Here is a 20,991-nt window from a genome sequence, read left to right as displayed (position 1 = left end):
CTTATAAGTTATAAACATCAAAGCCGATTAAAATGATAGGAATAATTATAAATAAAAAAGGAGGCATACAAATGGGTCGTTTATTTCGTGGTTATATTAATACTTCACTCATTGTGAAGATTACGATTGCACTTATATTAGGTATTATTACCGGCCTTGTCTTTGGAGAGGGTACGTCTGTTCTTTCTCCATTAGGCGACTTATTAATGCGTTTATTACAATTCATCATCATCCCGCTTATTTTCTTTACATTAATTGTGGGTGTTAACCAGACCAAGTTAGGTAACCTTGGGCGCATGGGAGGGAAGATGTTCCTTTACTATGCTGTTACCTCTGCTTTGGCGATCGTGGTTGGGCTTCTGGTAGCTAATCTATTTGAACCGGGTTCTGGTATTACTGTTGAGACATCAGAAACGGTGGAAGCAAATGATTATCCTGGTGTGGCCAGCGTGCTCTTAAACATTATTCCAAGTAATATCGTAACAGCCTTTTCTGAGATGAATTTATTAGGTATTATCTTTACCTCTTTAGTATTTGGTATTGCGATTTCTGCTATTCGGAATTCTGATGAACATGGAGAACTAGGGGAGCATGTTTATAAGCTCTTTAACGGATTAAATGAAGCTACCTTTAAAGTGATGAACGTGATTCTTCAAATTATTCCAATAGGGATCTTTGCTATTATTGCTCAAACCGTTGGAAATCAAGGAATAAACACGATTCTTGAACTTGGAAACATGGTGCTTGTCCTTTATGTGGCTATTCTTGTTCAGATTGTGCTTTATACGATTCTGATGATTACGTTTAAAATGAGTCCACGGGAATTCTTCTCCCAAGCGAGAACGCCTATGATTACGGCGTTTGTTACACAGAGTAGCTCAGGAACATTACCTGTGACGCTAAATGCAGCGAATCGCTTAGGGTTATCAAAGAGTCTGTACGGATTTAGTCTGCCACTTGGAGCAACGATGAACATGGACGGAGCAGCGATTCGTATTGCTGTATCCGCCGTGTTTGCGGCAAACTACACAGATACGACTCTTGGTTTTACAGGAATGCTTATGATTGTAATTGTTGGTACATTGGCTTCAATCGGCACAGCAGGTGTGCCTGGCGCCGGCATCGTCATGATCGCTACAGTATTTACTCAAGTTGGGTTACCAATGGAAGCTGTTGCGGTTCTAACGTCTATTGATGTTCTTGTTGGAATGGGTGCGACTGCACTGAACGTAACTGGCGACTTAGTTGGAACATCCATTGTTAACCAATCAGAGAAAAAGCATCAAACCGAAGCATCTGCGTAAAAGAAAAAACGAGGCTCTCGATATCGAGAGCCTCGTTTTTTTATGATTGTCTTTCTAACGGGAGAGTCATGCAGCGTATCCCGCCTCCTCCTTTTTCGAGTTCGTCAACTTCTACCTCAATGAGCTTTTTCTTCTTTAATTTTGGATGATTACGAATGATCTTTTTATTGGCCTTCGTACTGATTAAAAGTGTTTCAGGGTCTAGGTTTAAGAAATTAATATCAGCTACGGTGTGCTTAATGTCATTCGTCCATTCCACCTCAAATCCATGTCTGAATAAGAATTCTTCCATCATTAGATAACGGTCATGTGTTTCTGTAAGGATGCGAACCGGTAAATATCTCATATAACTTTTGGCAATCAATACATCTGCTGCGGCTACATTTGCATTCATATCCATGTGCAATGTGTCAGGGCGGCGTGGTAAGTCAATCACACCAATTTCAGAGAATCCAGCTTGAAAGATCTGGTCTTTCATTCTTTCCACTGCTTCATAACTTGATCGAAGACCGGTATTCAAAAAGACCGCATCTTTGTTTAGGACCATAACATCACCAAACTCTAATGCATTTCCGTTATTATTTGCTGTGACTTTAAAGCGCTCAGGCCCAAACCAATCGAGAAATAGAAAGTGAGATTGTATATATTCAGGGCGACGCATGGAGGTCCCCGGTTCGCCTGGGACAAGTGTATTCCCAAAGACACAGGCCAAATCACGAGTAAAGACACGATTAATTAATTGGTGGCTTAGGTGTGCATCTTGTCTTGATAAATGTTTGGAATAGTCAATAACGTGAATCCCGTGTTCCTTCATAGCATCCACCATGTTATGAAAGTGTTCTTGAGCTTTCTTTTGACTTACGGGTTTCTCCCACTGCACGTCAGTAGCCGTTTGAGCGTCAGGGACATCTAAGGTTGACGGGGAACAAACGAGTACAGACTTCAGTTGATCGTACTCATTCCAACAGTTGAGTGATATGTTCATAATAAACCTCCAAATGTTGATTTTGCTCCTTACTATTGCCCGAATTAGCGAATCCATTCCTTCGTTACATAATCCCAATGGTTTATCAAACACTAATACGACTAACGGTTTGGGAGGAGGAGGCAGATGTCAGAAAAGGATAAAGAAGGTCATTTATCGTGGTGGCAAATGTCCCTCATTGGTATTGGGTGTATTATTGGAACAGGGTATTTCCTTGGAGCGAGTATTAGTATCCAAAAAGCAGGATGGTCTGTTTTAATAGCATATTTATTAGCAGGGATGGGGACATGGATTGTGTTTAATTGTTTAGCTAAAATGACGGCTCATCATCCGGAGAAAGGGTCTTTTCGTACATATGCCAAGCAGGCCTATGGAAATTGGGCAGGGTTTAGTAATGGATGGGTCTACTGGTCGTCTGAAATGCTTATTATGGGGAGTCAGTTAACGGCCCTTGGAATCTTTGCTCAATTCTGGTTTCCATCGGTTCCCCTATGGGTTTTTTCAGCCGTCTTTTCTGGGATCGGACTTTTTGTCATTCTTCTTGGAGTAGAAAAGGTAGAAAAAATGGAGAATCTGTTTGGTGTTATGAAAGCAGCTGCGATCATTATGTTTATTCTAATAGCTGGTGCAGCATTGGTTGGTTTCATTGATATAACAGAGGAGATAAATGGGGGAGAAAAGAGGGCTCAATGGTTTGCCAATGGACCTAAAGGGCTATGGATCGCTTTGTTATATGCCTTCTATGCATTTGGAGGAATAGAGGTGATGGGGCTTATGGCAAGAGAGCTGAAGGAGCCGAAAGAAGCCCCGAAATCAGGACAGATTATGCTGGTTGCCTTAACGACTCTATATGTCCTTTCAATCTTTCTCGTGCTGAAACTGACTCCACTTGCTTCTATAAATGGAGATGAAAGTCCATTTTTAACAGCGCTAGCTCAATACAACATTCCTTTTGTAGCCCATTTGTTTACTGCTGTTCTTATCATTGCCGGTTTCTCTACTATGGTAGCTTCTTTATATGCAGTCACAACGATGCTTGTCACGTTAGCTGAAGAGGGTGATGCGCCAAAACGCTTTGCTAAAGAAGGGAAGTGGCGTGTCCCAATCCCTGCCTTTCTTTTGGTGACGTTCTTTGTGGTCATATCCATCATTATTGCCTTGTTGTTACCGGAGAAGCTGTTTGAGTACATCACAACAGCAGCAGGGTTAATGCTTCTTTACACATGGGTATTTATTTTATTTTCTTATAAGAAGCTGATGGGAGAGGGAAGGAAGGATCGTTTGTTGTTTATGGGTTCTCTTCTTTTAATCTTCTTTGCTATAACCGGTACCTTTTGGGATGATGTCAGCCGAAAAGGATTCTTTGTAAGCTTACTATTCCTTTTGGTGATCGCCGGTGCTACTTGGATTAGAAGCAAAAAGGGTAAAAGGCAGAACAGTCTTACTCCACCCGGAAATGGGGATGAATGAGATCCATCCCCTCGGGAGGTTAAGAACGTAAACTTTTCCATTTACTCTTCATTCTCATAAAGGGACATTTCGATAGAGTTGAATCATCATCATGCAGGAAATACTGTTTCCATTCGTAATTCTCTTCCTGCCCATACCACATGAGGCTTGGATGGGCTTTTATTCCATCATAATCCACAAGACGTTTTCGGATCACTTTTTTAAGCTTCTGTCCTAAAGAAGTAGAAGCATTAATTTCATCAAAGACCCACCTAGGTTGAAAGGCGATTAAGAAATTTGAGGAGTACCGGCTTTTTCTCGAGACATGGGCTGGTGTAGCACAAAAAGCAAAATAGGGCTCGCCATCAAAACAGAACTCCCATGAAGGGTCATGGGGGTCTTGTGGAATGTGTTCTGGCCAAGGTGCATCGTCAAGCTGATGGACAACGCTTAGCACCTTCCAGAAACATTGTTCATACTCATAAACAGATGTATGGGTCTCTAGAAGTTCCCTTGTATCACACAGTAACACTAAAGATGCATACATCCCTGTGTCCCGTGATATCGTTCCGTATTCTTTAAGGAGTGACGCAATGACTCTGGCCGCATCTTCATCTTTTGGAGAAGGACAAAATCCAAATCGAAGCATGTCTCCAACAAACCCTTGTTTACCTGGGACGCAAGGGTAAGGATGTTCCGTGCTCAGCATCATAGAGGTGAAGTCATGATAAGCCTCCCGTTGCCATTCCTCTAATTCTGTAAACTGTTCTTCAATCAAACTCTTGGTATACAAACTCACTTCTGTTAACAACCTCTCCTAAAGGATTTACACGGTTATCCTATTAAAGTAAGGAGAGATGGGTGTCTGTCTATCCGCCAACTATAAGCCTGAAAGCCTGTATTCCAAAGTAAAGACCAAAGCCGATTAAAACCAAACCAGATAGGATAGAAATGATTTGTTGAATGGTAGGTGTCACGAGCCTTCTCGTGCCTGTTGCAAGAGCAGCCATTGTGATATCCCATATGGTAATACCGAGGAAAATACCTGAACTGTAGATCAGGATTTGTATAGCACCATATTGATCTGTGGTTTGAGCTAGTATTGATCCATAGATGCCGAGCCAGAACAGAATACTTAACGGATTTGAGATAGCCATTAAAAAGCCTGTCCGAAAAGATTTTCCCAGTGTTTCTCCTCTAGTTTCTGTTCTTTCTAGTGTAGGAGCTTTAGATTTAGCAATACTTTCTACCCCTGTATAACAAAGGACAAAGAATCCAAAGGACCACAAAAATGCTCTTAGAATAGGGGTATCAATAAACTGAGCTACTCCGAAATAAATGAGGAGCATAAACACGCCATCTGCAACCATCCCGCCTACGCCTATTAGCCATGCATGCCAGAAGCCAAACCGGATCCCCTTATCGAGTTGGGCAGCATTAATTGGTCCCATCGGTGCAGAAAGAGACAGTCCGAGTAATAGGTAACTAACAAAGATATTCATAAAGACCCACCTTGTCCATTTCTTACTAATTAGTCTATTCGACAATCATTGATTTATATCCCTCTTTGAGAAAACACCTTATTTGTAACCAGTCCTTCTTCACTTCGTATACAATGAGGTGAAGGAGGTGACAATCTTGAAGGTTATGCAATGGTTAAAACGGATCGCAGGTTGGGGCATCCTTATCTTATCTTTCATAACAGGCCTGACAATTGTGATTAACGAAGGCCAGACGATTGGGATGAAGATCATCCAATATGTTTTCTTTAGTGCGCTCCCTGTATCGCTAGGGTTTCTTTTAGCGAAGGGACGAGAGCGTCTGAAGGATTCGTGGTTTATGTACTTAAGAGTGTATACGTTTGTTACATTACTCTTTCCTGCTTATATGTTTATCATTGAATATGGTTTCATTGATTATAAAGCCGCCCTTAAAACATCTAATGATATTCATTTTGACACCAATTCTGCTCAGTGGATCATAAGTGTGAAGATTCTACTACTTTCAGGGTTAGCGATCCTTTTCTCCGTTCTGTATATAAAAGGTTTCAAATCACTGAAAGGATATGAAATCGGATTGTTCTTTCTCTTATTTGTTTTAAATCCTTTTGTTATGTTTCTCACCAAGGATGATTACCGAGCGATTCGCGATGAGCAGATTGTGTTCTCCCAATTTGGTAATAAAGAAATAATCGGTTGGGATGAGGTTGAAAAAGCTGAACTAGACCCGTATGTCTCAGGTGGGATAGGAGAAGGTAGTGAAGAGTCATTTAAATGGGAGTTTAGTTTTCAAACAAAGAATGGCAAGGTCTATACGTTTGATAATTTCTATTACAATGAGCGTGATGTGAAACAAAGCTTCCAATTGCAAAAGAAGATTGACCAAGAAGGAATCCAACTTACAATTGTTATGTTAGATGAGAATGAATGGGAGCAGTTGAACTCAGAAGATCGTGACGATTCTTCTCTTAGAGATCAGTTTTATGATTTGATCTTTTATGACCCTGTGCAAGATGAATATTCTATTTAGGAGGACATGAAGATGAAGGTGTTAGGGTATCGCTATGGGGAAGTATCGGAACACAGCGAGGCAATGGTGGATTTTCTGCAGAATAAGCTTGGCTTGAAGAATTCCTGGGAGGATACAGAAGACTACCGGGGCGGGATCTTTAAGGCTGGCGAGAGCTGGCTTGAATTCTGGCATAAGAATGAATGCATGAACGCTTTAACGATGCTCCAGATCGTTGTTGATGAAGGAGATGACTTTGCGTCTTTTGCAAAAGAACAAGGTGTCGAAATACATGGACCAATTGAGGAGAACGGGGAGAAGATCTATTCGGTACAAGCTCCAAATGGCATGCCCGTTACCATTGTATCGTCACAAACATAGAAAAGCCCCTCTTTCATTAGGCTCTTTTATAGTTTAGTGTTATTATTTTAAAGGCTTGTTCAATACCAAGAGCTGAGACATTTAAGTGTAGATGGGGCCGTCTTTATTGACTAGTGCTTGGGGTGTCTGGGGAACGACTCGCTTTCCGCGGGCGAGCTGTCGAGCCTCCTCGGGCAAAAATCGTGCCCTGCGGGGTCTCGTCGACCTCTTTCTCCCGCAGGAGTCTCCCCGTTCCCCAGACACCCCTTATCTAAGTTTGATGAGACGGCCCTCCAGCTGTGGGTGGTCGCGTAGATTCAACTCTATTTTCTAATATGGCATGTTTTCCGTTCTTCTAAATATGGCAAAGGTGGTTCGGGAAATTGCGAGACTCCTGCGGCAGAAGGAGCCAGTCCAGTTCCAGCGTGGAGGACCTAGCGAGACAAGTCATCTTTTTTCCAAAGGCTTATCGCCTTTTCCAAAAAGCTGTCTTGTCCGTACGGTCCTAGGCACCACGCTTGCACATTTCTATCTAGGGGAGACCCCACAGAGAGCGCAAGCGAACGAGGAGGCTTTTAAGGGAATAATGAAGTTCGACTAAGACCGTCACGTCAATCGCCAACGTCGAACGACCCCACCTCGTGTGGGGCCGCGGAAAGCGAGTGATTTCCCGAACCACCTTACGCGCAGACTAACGCTAGAAACATTCTCACTTTCCGGTACTCCATATTAGGGACTTATATATAACGTGTAAAAAATCAACAACCAACTTTAGCAGAGCCTTCATTTAAGAGGGGCTTTTCGTTTTCTAGGATTGTGAAGTTTCCAGGGCGTCTAATTCCTGCTTAATAAATGTCATGAGGTCCTGAATCGTTTCTGCAGAGAAATCAAAACGGATGCCAGCTGTCTGATAGACTTCAGGCAGTGATTTAGTGTTTCCAAGGGATAAGGCATTCTTATAATTTTCTAAAGCTTGTTTCGGATTCTCTTTGTATTGCTTATACATTTGAACGGCTCCAAGCTGAGCAATCACATATTCAACATAGTAAAATGGCACTTCAAAAATGTGGAGCACCTTTAACCAACTGTTCTCAAGCGTCTCTTCATGCTCAGACCAATCGACTCTCTCTGTGCCAAAATTTTGTTTTAATTCTTTAAATTTAGCATTTCGCTCCACGGCTGTATGGTTTGGGTGTTCATACATCCAGTGTTGTAGTTGATCAATCACGATACCACCAGGAAGGAAATGGATAATTCCTTCTAACTGTTCCCGCTTGGCACGCAACAGATCTTCCTCATCGTCATAGAAGTGATCCCAATAGTCCATTGTAAGAAGTTCCATCGTCATACTGGCAAGTTCAGCACTTTCCATTGGTGCCTCACGATAGGAAGGGAGCTTGATATCCTCGCTTCGATGGTTATGAATGCAGTGTCCCATTTCGTGAAGAAGGGTGATCATATCGTCATGGGAAGTGTCAGCATTCATGAAAATAAACGACGACTGGGATAGTGGTAGAAAGTCGCAAAATCCTCCAGGTGCTTTTCCTTTTCGAGTATCAAGATCGAGTGTGCCCTTCTTCTGCATATCTGTTAATAAACTTGCGAAGGAAGCATCCAATTTGGTGAAAATGGATGAGGACTTCTCAATTAGCTCTTCCGTTGTATGAAATGGTTTAAGTGGACTTTGCCCTGCAGGAGATGCACTTAAGTCCCACGGTTTCAATGTATCTACTTGAAGTCTTTCTTTCTCTTTCTCCATTAGTTCATTTTTTAGAGGGACCACATGCTCACGAATGGACTCAGCTAGCTGTTTACAGTCTTCCGGGGTGTAATCAAATCGTTCATATTCTTTAAACATATAGTCTGTAAACGTGTTTAGTCCTGCGTTCGTTGTCTTCTTCTGACGTAACGCTATGAGCTCATCCATAATGGATTGAAGAGAATCTTTATGCTTTAATCGCACGTCATTTATACTTGTAAAAGCTTGTTTTCTTACGTCACGGTTGGAGTCTTGTAGATAAGAGCTCATCAGACTAAGTGTTTTCTCCTCACCGTACCAATCTACTGTTAAACTTCCTGTAATTTCGAAATACTGGTTCGTCAATCGATCTTCTTCTACTTCTAGATCGATATTTTCTTCTCGGAATAAATCCAATGCATTTTCTTTCATTTTCATAAATCGCCCATATGTATCCTGGTCTAATTCATCTTTATAAGGTGTATCGATAAATTTCTGATCTAATAACGCCTGATATCGCTTTAGAAGTGGTTCAATCTTCTCCTGATCGCGCTCGACCTTTTCTTTGGCCACTTGGCTATCGCTATGACTTTGAAAGTCGATGTAGTGTCCCCTTAATCCTTCATTAATGGCATCAAAAATTTGAGCCTGATCGAGGATCCACGACTCTAGTTTTTCCACAGAATCTATAGGTTCCTGTACGAGGCGCTCGAATTCTGTTTCGATGGTTTCTGGTTTTGAGAAATCAAAGCGTTCTTGATAAAAAGTAGACATTCTATATTTCCCCCTTTATAAGTACTTCTGCATTTTATCATAAAACAGAAAATTCCAAAATCAAACTTGTAAAATACTCCTTGAAATAGGAAAACTCCTATTTAAAGGGATGTGTATCGCTTACATAGTTGAAGAGATCGCTAGCCTCTTTTTATGAGAATGAATAGGATATACAAAACTTTGTATAAAAATTTAAATAAAGGTATTCACAATGATTATTTATGTGTTATTATACATTATATCTAATAAACATACATTCACAGGGGGACTAACAATGAAGAAACTTGCACTTATTCTATCAATAGTAGCAACGATGGCTGTACTCTCAGCTTGCGGGAGTTCTGAAGCAGCAAATGGAGAAGGAGAGAACGGAAAGAAGACAATCGTTATGGGTACATCAGCTGATTATAAACCATTTGAATTCATAGATACGGCAAACAGTGATGAAATTGTAGGGTTTGACATTGATATTGCTAAACATATAACAGACGAACTGGGTTATGAATTGAAGATTGAAAACATGGACTTTAGCGGATTGATTGCAGCACTTAATAGTAACAAAGTAGATTTTGTCTTTGCCGGAATGTCGCCGAATGAAAAACGCGAAAAGCAAGTAGATTTCTCTGATATCTATTACGAAGCACACAATGCTGTGATTTCTATGGAGGATGCTTCTATTAAAGAGTTAGGAGATTTGGAAGGGAAGAAGATCGGGGTACAGCTCGGTTCGATTCAAGAAGATAAAGCCAAAGAACTTCAAGAAGAATATGATGGAATTGAAGTGATTCAGCGTGACCTGATCCCTCAACTCGTAGAGGAGCTAAAGACAGGACGCATTGATGCAGCCATCATTGAAGATAGTGTCACTAGCGGTTATTTAGAGAAGAATGAAAAGCTAACTCAGTTTATTATGGATCCAAATGCATCAAAAGGTTCAGCAGCTGCTTTCCCAGAGGATAGTGAGCTTGTAGAAGAGTTTAATAAAGAAATTGAGAAAATGAAAGAAAGCGGAAAAATGGATGAGTTAATCAAGAAGTGGTTTGAAAACGGAGGAAAGTCCGAATAAGGCAAGGAGCTGAGTGATATGGAAGAGATCATCCCATCCATTCCCTTTATTTTAGAGGGAATTCTAATAACATTAAAATTTGTACTACTATCTGCTGTAATAGGATTCATTCTAGGAATTGGAGTGGCTCTTGCGAAGCTTGGTAACAACAAATTCTTAGGCAAACTGGCAGGTGCTTATACAGCTTTCTTCAGAGGGACTCCTCTGATCCTGCAGCTTGTTTATATCTATTATGTCATTCCACAATTGACACCATGGAATATTGAGCCGTTTGTAGCAGGGGTGATTGCTTTCTCCCTAAACTCAGCTGCATACATTTCTGAAATCATAAGAGCAGGTATCCAATCTGTTGATAAAGGCCAATTTGAAGCAGCTAAAGCTCTGAATATCCCTTATTTTAAAGCGATGCGTAAAATCATACTGCCTCAGGCAATCAAACACATCTTACCTGCTTTAATGAATGAAGGAATCATGTTACTAAAAGAGTCAGCTGTTATTTCTGTCATTGGGGTTTCAGATATTATGCGCAGAGGGCAAATTGTAGCAGCGGACACATACAACTATATTGGTGCCTTAACCATCCCATTAATCTTGTACTTCCTTATGGTTCGGGTATTAGAAATGTACGGATCCAGAGTAGAAAGAAGGTTGAGTTACAGTGATTAAAGTTAATCAATTATCGAAAACATTTAAAAAGACGCCTGTTTTAAATTCTATTACGACTGAGATTAATAAGAAAGAAGTCGTGGCTGTCATTGGACCTTCTGGGTCTGGTAAATCAACGTTTCTTCGTTGTTTAAATGGATTAGAACAGCCAACAGAAGGACAAGTCTATATTGATGGAACCCAGCTAAATGAGCAAAATGTGACTCAAATTCGCGAGAAGACAGGAATGGTGTTTCAGCATTTTCACCTCTTTCCTCATATGACTGTACTTCAAAATATTACGTTCGCTCCTATGGAGACACATGGGAAGAGCAAGAAAGAAGCTGAAGAGAATGCCATGAAGCTTCTTAACACGGTTGGGTTATCAGATAAAGCACACAGTTATCCGAATCAACTATCAGGTGGGCAAAAACAAAGAGTAGCGATCGCTAGAGCTCTTGCCATGCACCCTGAGATTATGCTGTTTGATGAGCCAACTTCAGCGCTTGACCCAGAGATGGTAAAAGAAGTCTTAGATGTGATGAAACAACTCGCAAGCACTGGAATGACGATGGTTATTGTGACACACGAAATGGCATTTGCCCGTGAAGTAGCCGATCGTATTATCTTCCTTGATCAGGGAGCGGTCGTAGAAGAAACAACCCCCCTCCAGTTCTTTAATCATCCTTCTACTGAAAGAGCACAATCTTTCTTACAGAAAGTATTGTAAGCATAAGAAAAGCCCTCTATTAAGAAATAGAGGGCTTTTTCGTGTTATCCCATACAAAGGCTTTTGTATTCTTAGAATTAGTTAGCGCTTTGTAGTGCTTCTTCAAGCTGATATGTGCGAACTTTGCGTGGAAGGAAGCTGCGAATTTCATCTTCGTTGAAGCCAACTTGCATACGCTTCTCATCAAGCATAATCGGGCGCTTTAAGATGCTTGGATTTTGCTCGATCAGTTCATAAAGTTCACGCATAGAAAGATCATCTAAATCGACATCTAATTCTTTAAAGACCTTAGAACGTTCAGAGATAATCTCTTTTGTTCCATCCTCTGTCATACGAACAATTTCTTTCACTTCGTCTGCAGATAAAGGCTCAGAAAAGATGTTGCGTTCTGTGTACTCTAAGTTATGCTCTTCAAACCAAGCTTTCGCTTTACGGCAAGATGTGCAACTTGGAGATAAATAAAGTGTAATCATGCAATGAACCTCCTATTGGTCATTTGAATGTTACCTTACTTTCTAACAATACATTATATGGATTTAAAAAATGTAAGCTGACTTACATTCCCTAGTATACCACTTGGTATGGAACTGTTCAAAATGATATTCTTCCCAAAAAGAAGGGAATTTGTTCCTCAACTATTAATGTAATTGTAGAAGAAAGGCATAGGCTATATTTCATGTATATGCTTGTCCTATACCCGTTTTTTCACCAAGGTATGCACTGATGGCACACCCGGCTGTTTCAGTTACAAATTGATTATAACATAATACCTTTAGTTTGAGATAGTTAAATTCATACTATTTTACATTGGCATGGGTACTTTAAGTCATTGTGCTTTACTGGATGAATCTATATAAACGGAAGGATGGAAAAGATTTGTAAATACAGGTTTATACAAGTGGATTCAGGGTACACATAATGCGTGGTGAAGCGCTTTCAGTGGTAGTTGTGTATAAACCACAAAATTTGCGAGTGAAGTTTGTTACTCGGCCACGTTGTGGTATAGGTCGTATAGAAGTTATAATTTTCTTAATAGAAAAACATTTAGCACAATAAATGTATTCCTTTAATCAAAAGAAAACGTTACATCAACGGTGAAGGGGTGTGGTGGTCGTGGAAGCGTTAAGTAAGAATTTCTTCTTATTATTATCCAATAGTTCAGTGCTTGATAAGATGGCCAAGAAATGGGGGCCGCGTTTGGGTGCGGATAAGATTGTGGGGGGAGAGTCGTTTGACCAGGCCATTCCATTAATCCAACAGTTGAATAGTCAGGGGCTGCACGTAACGGTGGATCACCTCGGAGAGTACGTTAACTCTAAGGCGGAAGCCAGAGAGCGTACAGAGGAATGTATAAGTACAATCCAGGCTATTCATAATCATCAGTTGAATACGCAGCTCAGTTTAAAATTGACCTCTCTTGGACTTGATATCAGTCACGATCTCGTCTATGAAAATATGACGCGCATATTAGAAGCAGCTAAACAATATGATGTGGTTGTAACAATCGATATGGAGGATTCCTCACGAACAGAGAAGACGTTGGAATTGTATAAACACTTCAAGACAGAGTATGACAACTTGGGTACAGTCATTCAATCGTATCTGTTCCGTTCAAACCAAGATGTTGAGGAATTAAGTGATTACAATGCTTATCTCCGCCTGGTAAAAGGGGCTTATAAAGAATCAGGAAAAGTTGCTTTTACAGAAAAATCAATGGTGGATGACAATCTGAAGAAGTTGATTGCTAAGCATTTATTAAATGGGAATTATACCGCTATCGCTTCACATGATGAGGCAATGATTGAGTTTACAAAAGAATTTGTAGAGAAGAACAACATTCCTAAAGATCAATTTGAGTTCCAAATGCTTTATGGCATGAGAAATCAAATGCAACTTGATCTTTTGAAGGAAGGTTACAAAGTTCGGGTCTATCTCCCATATGGAGAAGACTGGTATGGATACTTTATGAGAAGGTTAGCAGAGCGCCCAGCGAACATCGCTTTTGCGGTGAAAGGGCTCTTTAGTAAATAAATTAGCTACTGCTTGAATAACGAAGAGAAAGGGGAAATGATTGATGGTACAACCGTACAAACACGAACCATTCACAGATTTCACAGTTAAAGAAAATAAGAAAGCTTTTGAGGATGCGCTACAGCAGGTGAAAAGCCAACTAGGTCAGGATCACCATTTGCTAGTGGACGGAGAACGCATCTTAACGGATGATAGAATCGTTTCCACAAATCCAGCGAACACTGAACAAGTTGTTGGACGTGTATCAAAGGCTACACAAGAACTTGCAGAAAAAGCCATGCAAGCAGCTTCTAACTCGTTTGAGTCTTGGAGAAAATGGTCTGCTGAAGCTCGTGCAGGACTTTTACTTCGCGCCTCAGCTATTATGCGTCGACGTAAACATGAACTTTCCGCTTATCTCGTTTATGAAGTAGGTAAGCCTTGGAAAGAGGCGGATGCAGATACAGCTGAAGCTATTGACTTCTTAGAATATTATGCGCGTCAAATGCTTGAAATTGATAAAGGAAAGCATGTAGAAAGCCGTCCTGGTGAGCGCAACCGTTATGTTTACCAACCAATTGGGGTAACGGTCGTTATTCCACCATGGAATCTTGCACTTGCTATTATGGCAGGAACAACAGTGGCACCTCTTGTAGCAGGTAACACAGTGGTTATGAAACCAGCAAGTAATAGCCCGGTAATCGCGGCGAAATTTGTTGAAATTTTAGAAGAAGCCGGACTTCCTAAAGGTGTTCTAAACTTCGTACCAGGCAGCGGCGGCGAAGTTGGGGACTATCTGATTGAGCATCCAAAGACGGCTTTAATTTCCTTTACAGGTTCTAGAGATGTAGGCCTTCGTATTATGGAAAAAGCTTCTGTCCGACAGAATGGCCAAAACCACCTTAAGCAAGTTATTGCTGAAATGGGTGGTAAGGACACCGTTGTGGTTGACAAAGAAGCAAACATCGAAACGGCTGTTGAGGCAATCGTTGTTTCAGCGTTCGGATTCTCAGGTCAGAAATGTTCTTCTGGTTCCCGTGCTGTCGTACACCAAGATGTATACGATGAAGTACTAGAACGTGTTGTAGCTCGTACGAAAGAACTTTCTGTAGGTAACGCAGCAGAGTCAAATGTGTATATGGGACCAGTTGTAGACCAATCAGCATATGAGAAGATCATGTCTTATATGGAAGTTGGTAAAGAAGAAGGACGTCTCATGACAGGTGGTAAAGGCGACGATTCCAAAGGTTACTTTATTGAGCCGACGGTATTCGCTGACCTTGCTCCAGAGTCACGTATGCAACAAGAAGAGATCTTCGGTCCTGTTGTTTGCTTTACCAAAGCTAAAGATTTCGATGACGCGATCGAGATTGCAAACAATACAGAATACGGTTTAACAGGAGCGGTTATTTCTGATAATCGCCAGCATTTAGAAATTGCTGCTCGCGACTTCCATGTTGGTAACCTTTACTTTAATCGTAATTGTACTGGAGCTATTGTTGGGTATCAGCCATTCGGTGGTTTCAAGATGTCAGGTACTGACTCTAAAGCAGGAGGACCTGATTATATCGCTCTTCACATGCAAGCTAAAACAATTTCCGAAATGTATTAATAGAAAAAAGCTTCTCACTTTGGTGAGAAGCTTTTTTTTCATTAGTGATGTTTATTGGCTAGGATAGTCGCAATATTCCACGATCGTTCCTTCTGTATCTGCTGGGTTTACATATATTAATCTTCTTCCGTGCTTATTCGTACGCAAGCTTCCTTCTAGTATGCGGATGCCTTTTTCTTCTAGTTCTTTTATGGCTTCATCCAGATCATCTACTTGATAAGCCACATGGTGAACGCCTTTTCCTTTTTGTTTGATGAACCGTGCAATAGGTGAAGTTGTATTATTCGTTGGCATTAAGAGCTCGGTGCGGAATCCATTTACATCCATTATGGCGATTTCACTTTCAACTCCAGTGGCTTCACTACGGTAATGGTCAATCATCGTTGCGCCCAATACATTTTCATAAAAATGAATACTTTCTTCTATATTTCGAACGGCTACGCCGATATGGTCCAAATGTTTCTCCATGTTCATTCTCCTCGTTTTATTAGTGGAACCATTGTATCATACTGTCTTTGTCTACTGTTTATAGAGCTTCTTTATTCATCACAATATCAGAAATTATAAACAGAATATTAAAAAGACTAGTAATACTCTGCAACATTGCCTTTCCCTTTTATGAGAAAAGTCGCTATAATGAACATTAGGTTTTCTTGTTCGACTCTGCTGTTGAAAGGTAAGGGATTAACTATGGATCAAAAGGAGCTCATTCTTCAAACAGAAGATATACACAAAGCGACTGAGTTTATTAGTTCGAAGCTTGATAAACCAGTCATTGTCGAAAATAAAAATTTTGAATTAATTGCCTACAGTTCCTCATTCGAAGAGTTTGATCAAACGCAACAAAAAACGATTCTATCTAAGAAGTGTCCTGTCTTTATTATTGATCGGCTGAAGAAAGAGGGGATTGTTCAAAAGTTAGAAAGTAAACCTGAGCCTATTCGCATTGAACCTATTGAAGAGCTAGGGTTCTATCAGAGAATTGTAATTGCTGCGAAACATCTTGGTCATACTATGGGGTATATTTGGGTGCAGGAATCTACGTCTTTGTTAAAAGAGGAAGATTTGATCTTTTTAGAAGAAATTACGTCCCATATCGGAAAACTCATTTATGATGCTTATTCGAGAGTCAATGTTAAAGAGGGACGTAAGGATGAACTGTTATGGAAATTAATCCATCATGAATATGGGAGTGAAACTCAGTTTAGACACGATGCGAAACTAGTGAAGCTTCGTCTCCCGGAGCGTTGTGTGGTTTTAATCTTCTCCATAACGGATCCCCAATACAATGATTTGCTAGGTACGTTAAAAGAACTAGTAATCCACTCTCCACTGCGAAAAGACATTCAGTTTCTAAAGACGGAGTTTCAAATTGTCATGTTTGTTCACGGGCGAGCAGGGGCTCCTTTTAGTGCCACCGATACGGCAAGGACTTTTATTGACGAGGTTAAGCAGAACTTGGACGGGGAGTCTTTTTATTACTTTATGATTGGGCTTGGGAAAGAGTATACGAAGTTAATTGATATCCGAAAGAGTTTTCTAGAAGCACTTGAGGTTATTGAAACGGCTAACTTTATTGAGCCTCGGCCAGAAACGATGCCAAGAGAGTTTGCAAAATTAGGTGTTTACAGATACCTGGCCACACTTTACGAAAAGAATAGCTCGGAAGATTATTTCAGTGAAGATCTGCTAGAACTGATGAAAAAGGATACAGAAGGACAAACGAACCTTTTACAAACCCTCGAAGTGTACTTAGCCAATAATGGGAAAGCAAAGCAGACCGCTGCTGAACTGTTTATTCACCCCAACACATTGAACTATAGGCTGAAACAAATATTAGACTTAACCAATATTAATTTACAGGACTTTAATATGAAAAGTTATTTATATACAGAGTTGCTTTTGCTCAATAATGTGCCAGGCTATTATAAGCGTTACCAGGAAGCCATATCGGTTCATTTGAAGAAATAGAAAGCGGATGCCCATAAGCATCCGCTTTTTTCATTGCTATAAATCCAGATCTTCTGTAATCTTATCAATCATTTCTTTGAGTCGATCTGCCTCATCGAAAATTTCTTTATCCTTCTCGTCGTAGATAGCTGAGGTATATTCCGTAATGGCCTCTTTTCGTTTCTTAAGAAGATCCTGGATCTCCCCTTTTTGTTCAAACGTAATGATTTCTTTTTCTAATAATCGGTCAAGAGTATTATTAATCCGCCAAAATTCTTGGTCTTTTACACTTTGGAAATTGGCATATAAATTACGAAGGTCTGTGGACATTCCTACAGAATCCCAGTTTAAGTTGTTATGATTTCCTGCTGACCAAAAGCGCCATGTTGTTTTCGAGATGGTTTCCTTCCAGGATTTCATCACTTCCTCGTCTAATTGTTGAGGGTTGTCCACTGATGTGTAGGCCCCACCACCAGCTTCGGCGACTTCTTTAAGTTGTTGATTCGCTTCTGTGTCTACCTGGAAACCGATGATATGGACTTCAACATCCATTCCTTGATTCGTAGCTCCTTTGGCAGCCTCCACAGGATTTCCTCCACAAGTTTCTTTTCCATCACTCACAATATAGATGAAGTTTTTGGTTTCGTCTGTGCTATTTTCTTTTAAGTCAGAAGTAGCCTGCTGAATGGCACCAGCTAAAGGAGTCCAACCTTTAGCGGAGAAAGAATCCATGGAATCTGTGAATGTATCGTTGTTGTAGGTCGATAAGGGATAGACGGATTCAATACTTTTACATGACACGTCTTTATCTTGTTCCTTTTCAGATCCTTTGTGTCCAAATACGTAGAGAGAAGCCTGTACATCTTCTGGAAGTTCGCTAGCAAAAGATTGAACGGCTTCTTTCGCTGCAGTCATTTTCTTCTCGCTATTAATTTCTTTCTTCATACTTCCGCTAGAATCAATCAGCATAGCAACATTCACCTTGTCGGGGCGATTGTTTAATTCCTCTTCGGTTACGTCTTGAAGAAGGCGACCGTCTGGGAGTTTTAAAGATTCATAGGTGACTTTAAAATCCTGGACGGGAGAAAAAGCTTGATCGTAATTGGCTCTTAGACCGTTTAGAAGGGAGGTAGCCCATTGTTCGGCCGTCCATTCTTCTGTGTCCTTCGTTTGAACTTCCTCTATGTAATCCGATATTGCTAGTTCCGTGGCCTGTTCAGAATCATCTTGGTCAGCTGATTCTGATTCTGGCACATACGATTTATACATTTCACCTGCTTCATTATGAATGAAGGCTTCTCCATCCTTCTCAAAAGAAATGGCTTCTGCTGTCTGAGCTTCATTAGAAGATGATTCTGCTTGTGTATTGGTTGTCTGTTCCTGTTCCTGTTCTTCTGGGGTGGAAGAGGAATCAGATTGGCAGGCTGTAAGAAGGAAACATAAGCATGCCAGGGAACGTAAAATTTTCAAAAAACCACTCCTCTCTTCGTCACTTATTCCATACCCTATGCAAGGAAGAATATTCTATTATTTTACAAGATTCCCTAATAGTATGCCTGAACGTTCGTCATCCATAAAGGGGTAAGAGTCCTAAAATGACTTATATTATATACATGTTTCTCCATATCAATAACATGGGAAAAGTATCCATATAGCGTTACATATTAGGATAGAAAGAAGGGGAAGCATGACAAACAAGAATCATGAGAATGAGAAGAATGAACAGTTAGAGCAGCATAAGGTGGATGATCATGGAAAGGATATGACAACGAACCAGGGGACAAAGGTTTCTGAAGATGAATTTTCTTTAAAAGCGGGAGCACGTGGTCCGACATTAATGGAAGACTTTCATTTTAGAGAGAAAATGACTCACTTTGATCATGAGCGTATTCCTGAGCGAGCTGTACACGCACGAGGATATGCTGCACACGGAGAATTTGAAGTATACGAATCGATGAAAGAACTCACAAGTGCTCACTTCCTGCAAGATCCTTCTGTGAAAACTCCAGTCTTTGTACGCTTCTCGACAGTTGCAGGTTCCAAAGGGTCATCTGAAACGGTTCGAGACGTAAGAGGCTTTTCGACAAAGTTTTATACCCAGGAAGGGAACTTTGATCTGGTTGGTAACAATATTCCTGTCTTCTTTATTCAGGACGCCATTAAATTTCCTGATTTAGTTCATGCTCTTAAGCCTGAACCCCATAATGGGATGCCACAAGCTGCTTCTGCCCATGATACGTTCTGGGATTTTATTGCGAACAATCAAGAATCGGCTCATATGGCTATGTGGGCGATGTCTGATCGTTCGATTCCTCGTAGTTTTCGCATGATGGAAGGGTTCGGAGTTCACACGTTCCGGTTTGTGAACGAGGAAGGAAAAGCCCGTTTCATTAAGTTCCATTGGAAGCCAAAGCTTGGTGTGCACTCATTAGTATGGGACGAAGCCCAGAAGATTTCTGGTAAGGATGCAGACTTTCATCGTGGTGATTTATACATGGCGATCGAAAACGGTGATTATCCTGAGTGGGAATTAGGTGTTCAGGTCATCGAGGAAGAAGATGAATTTAAGTTTGATTTTGATGTACTCGATCCTACAAAAGTGTGGCCTGAGGAAGAAGTTCCTGTAAAGATTATTGGGAAGATGACGTTAAATCGTAACGTTGATAATGTTTTTGCGGAGACCGAACAAGTCGCGTTTCATCCTGGGCATGTAGTGCCTGGCATTGATTTCTCTAACGATCCATTGCTTCAAGGGCGACTATTCTCTTACACGGATACTCAGTTAACTCGTTTAGGTGGGCCGAACTTCCACGAGTTACCGATCAACAAGCCGGTTTGTCCATTTCATAACAATCAGCGAGACGGGATGCACCGTCAAACGATTAACCGGGGCCAAGTAGCCTATCACAAGAATTCACTTGCTCAAAATACTCCGACTCCTGCAGCGCCAGAAGCTGGGGGGTACAAGCATTATGAAGAAAAAGTAGAAGGTCGTAAAGTTCGTTCAAGAAGTGAAAGTTTTAAAGACCACTTCTCCCAAGCCACAATGTTTTGGAATAGTATGAGTGAGCCTGAAAAAGGTCATATCACACAAGCCTTTAGCTTTGAGCTGGGTAAAGTGGGAGATGAATCTGTTAGGCAGCAAGTTGTTGATATGTTAGCCAATATAAATCTGTCTTTAGCACAAGAGGTAGCTAATAATATTGGGGTGAAATCACCTGAAGAAGGTGGTTCAAATGTTACGAAATCTTCGCCGGCATTAAGTCAAATGCAAAGTAATTATAAACCTGATACGCGCAAAATTGCTGTCTTAGTAGGGGAAGATTTTGATGGGGGAGAACTTGAACAAATTCTTGAAAGTCTTAAATCTGATGGCATTCAATCTGCGATCATCGGGGAAACGTTTGGAGAGCAGAAAGGGAAAGATGGTAAATCGTTTGAAGTACAGCATACCTTCTTAACCGCTGACTCTGTATTATTTGATGGCATCTTCGTTGTAGGTGGCGAAAGCGTAAGCAAAAAGTTCCGTAGCGATGCTAATGCGTTTATGCATGAGGCCTTCTCTCATTTTAAACCAATTGGAGCTAGTCAGAAAGGAACTGAATGGTTGAAAGAAGAAGGGTTAGCAGGGCATGCCGGTGTCATTACAGGGGAAGACTCAACCCAGTTTGCGAAAGAGTTCAGCAAGGCTATTGCTGCTCACCGCCATTGGGATCGACAAATCCTATAAGGAAAAAGCTTGAAAGGAATTCGTCTTTTTTGACGGATTCCTTTTTCAAGTGAAATAAAGGAAACCTTTATTATTAGGATTTCCAAGTACCGGGAATAGGTGGTTGTTCGATTACCGAGGTTCTGATCTA

Annotated in this window: 18 protein-coding genes; 11 read left to right on the top strand and 7 right to left on the bottom strand. The window is 40.8% G+C overall.

Annotated elements, in window-relative coordinates; translation table 11 throughout:
• Positions 1 to 71: 71 nt before the first annotated feature.
• A complete protein-coding gene (locus LQ226_RS15960; protein WP_231418956.1) occupies positions 72 to 1,304 on the top strand; it encodes a dicarboxylate/amino acid:cation symporter in 1,233 nt (410 codons plus the stop codon).
• Positions 1,305 to 1,344: 40 nt separating this feature from the next.
• On the opposite strand, the gene LQ226_RS15955 is transcribed toward LQ226_RS15960, so the two are convergent.
• Complete coding sequence (locus tag LQ226_RS15955; protein WP_231418955.1) at positions 1,345 to 2,289, bottom strand: arginine deiminase family protein; 945 nt, start codon at positions 2,287 to 2,289, stop codon at positions 1,345 to 1,347.
• 126 nt (positions 2,290 to 2,415) lie between these two features.
• Between LQ226_RS15955 and LQ226_RS15950 the strand changes: the two genes are divergently transcribed.
• Positions 2,416 to 3,759: an amino acid permease gene (locus tag LQ226_RS15950; RefSeq protein WP_231418954.1), complete on the top strand. Its 1,344-nt coding sequence runs from the start codon at positions 2,416 to 2,418 to the stop codon at positions 3,757 to 3,759.
• 19 nt (positions 3,760 to 3,778) lie between these two features.
• Here the strand turns inward: LQ226_RS15950 and LQ226_RS15945 are convergent, their stop codons facing one another.
• Together LQ226_RS15945 and LQ226_RS15940 are read right to left on the bottom strand one after the other, a co-directional pair.
• Complete coding sequence (locus LQ226_RS15945; RefSeq protein ID WP_231418953.1) at positions 3,779 to 4,537, bottom strand: YqcI/YcgG family protein; 759 nt, start codon at positions 4,535 to 4,537, stop codon at positions 3,779 to 3,781.
• Between the two features lie 70 nt (positions 4,538 to 4,607).
• A complete protein-coding gene (locus LQ226_RS15940; protein ID WP_231418952.1) occupies positions 4,608 to 5,240 on the bottom strand; it encodes a LysE family translocator in 633 nt (210 codons plus the stop codon).
• Between the two features lie 136 nt (positions 5,241 to 5,376).
• On the opposite strand from LQ226_RS15940, the gene LQ226_RS15935 reads away from it, so the two are divergent.
• Together LQ226_RS15935 and LQ226_RS15930 are read left to right on the top strand one after the other, a co-directional pair.
• On the top strand, positions 5,377 to 6,267 hold the full coding sequence (locus LQ226_RS15935; protein ID WP_231418951.1) for a hypothetical protein: 891 nt from the start codon (positions 5,377 to 5,379) through the stop codon (positions 6,265 to 6,267).
• A gap of 12 nt (positions 6,268 to 6,279) precedes the next feature.
• The gene (locus LQ226_RS15930) at positions 6,280 to 6,627 is read left to right on the top strand and encodes a VOC family protein (protein WP_231418950.1); all 348 of its coding nucleotides are present in this window, start codon (positions 6,280 to 6,282) and stop codon (positions 6,625 to 6,627) included.
• 787 nt (positions 6,628 to 7,414) lie between these two features.
• Here the strand turns inward: LQ226_RS15930 and LQ226_RS15925 are convergent.
• A complete protein-coding gene (locus tag LQ226_RS15925; RefSeq protein ID WP_231418949.1) occupies positions 7,415 to 9,118 on the bottom strand; it encodes a M3 family oligoendopeptidase in 1,704 nt (567 codons plus the stop codon).
• A 274-nt stretch (positions 9,119 to 9,392) separates the two neighbouring features.
• Here LQ226_RS15925 and LQ226_RS15920 point away from each other — a divergent pair, with 274 nt between their 5' ends.
• From LQ226_RS15920 to LQ226_RS15910, 3 genes are read left to right on the top strand one after another with little or no spacing between them, the layout of a single operon-like run.
• On the top strand, positions 9,393 to 10,184 hold the full coding sequence (locus tag LQ226_RS15920) for a transporter substrate-binding domain-containing protein (RefSeq protein ID WP_231418948.1): 792 nt from the start codon (positions 9,393 to 9,395) through the stop codon (positions 10,182 to 10,184).
• 18 nt (positions 10,185 to 10,202) lie between these two features.
• Complete coding sequence (locus LQ226_RS15915) at positions 10,203 to 10,850, top strand: amino acid ABC transporter permease (RefSeq protein WP_231418947.1); 648 nt, start codon at positions 10,203 to 10,205, stop codon at positions 10,848 to 10,850.
• Complete coding sequence (locus LQ226_RS15910; RefSeq protein WP_231418946.1) at positions 10,843 to 11,559, top strand: amino acid ABC transporter ATP-binding protein; 717 nt, start codon at positions 10,843 to 10,845, stop codon at positions 11,557 to 11,559. The genes LQ226_RS15915 and LQ226_RS15910 overlap by 8 nt, the downstream gene beginning before the upstream one ends.
• Before the next feature lie 77 nt (positions 11,560 to 11,636).
• Here the strand turns inward: LQ226_RS15910 and spxA are convergent, their stop codons facing one another.
• Positions 11,637 to 12,032, bottom strand: a complete 396-nt coding sequence (gene spxA, locus LQ226_RS15905; protein WP_231418945.1) for a transcriptional regulator SpxA — start codon at positions 12,030 to 12,032, stop codon at positions 11,637 to 11,639.
• 640 nt (positions 12,033 to 12,672) lie between these two features.
• On the opposite strand from spxA, the gene LQ226_RS15900 reads away from it, so the two are divergent.
• Positions 12,673 to 13,590: a proline dehydrogenase family protein gene (locus LQ226_RS15900; protein ID WP_284526576.1), complete on the top strand. Its 918-nt coding sequence runs from the start codon at positions 12,673 to 12,675 to the stop codon at positions 13,588 to 13,590.
• 43 nt (positions 13,591 to 13,633) lie between these two features.
• A complete protein-coding gene (pruA, locus tag LQ226_RS15895) occupies positions 13,634 to 15,181 on the top strand; it encodes an L-glutamate gamma-semialdehyde dehydrogenase (protein WP_231418944.1) in 1,548 nt (515 codons plus the stop codon).
• A gap of 51 nt (positions 15,182 to 15,232) precedes the next feature.
• Here the strand turns inward: pruA and LQ226_RS15890 are convergent, their stop codons facing one another.
• Positions 15,233 to 15,649 carry a VOC family protein gene (locus LQ226_RS15890; protein ID WP_231418943.1) on the bottom strand — a complete coding sequence of 139 codons (417 nt, stop codon included), beginning with the start codon at positions 15,647 to 15,649 and terminating at the stop codon, positions 15,233 to 15,235.
• A 222-nt stretch (positions 15,650 to 15,871) separates the two neighbouring features.
• On the opposite strand from LQ226_RS15890, the gene LQ226_RS15885 reads away from it, so the two are divergent.
• Positions 15,872 to 17,152 (top strand): PucR family transcriptional regulator, encoded by a 1,281-nt coding sequence (locus LQ226_RS15885; protein WP_231418942.1) that lies wholly within the window; start codon positions 15,872 to 15,874, stop codon positions 17,150 to 17,152.
• A gap of 36 nt (positions 17,153 to 17,188) precedes the next feature.
• On the opposite strand, the gene LQ226_RS15880 is transcribed toward LQ226_RS15885, so the two are convergent.
• Positions 17,189 to 18,601, bottom strand: coding sequence for a vWA domain-containing protein (locus tag LQ226_RS15880; protein ID WP_231418941.1), 1,413 nt, complete (start codon positions 18,599 to 18,601; stop codon positions 17,189 to 17,191).
• 217 nt (positions 18,602 to 18,818) lie between these two features.
• Here LQ226_RS15880 and LQ226_RS15875 point away from each other — a divergent pair, with 217 nt between their 5' ends.
• On the top strand, positions 18,819 to 20,861 hold the full coding sequence (locus tag LQ226_RS15875; RefSeq protein ID WP_231418940.1) for a catalase: 2,043 nt from the start codon (positions 18,819 to 18,821) through the stop codon (positions 20,859 to 20,861).
• Positions 20,862 to 20,991: the final 130 nt, after the last annotated feature.

It is taken from the genome of Pontibacillus sp. HN14, assembly GCF_021129245.1.
Taxonomy (GTDB): domain Bacteria; phylum Bacillota; class Bacilli; order Bacillales; family BH030062; genus Pontibacillus.
Note: the sequence above shows the minus strand (reverse complement) of the source record. Positions and strands in the feature narration are given on the sequence as shown.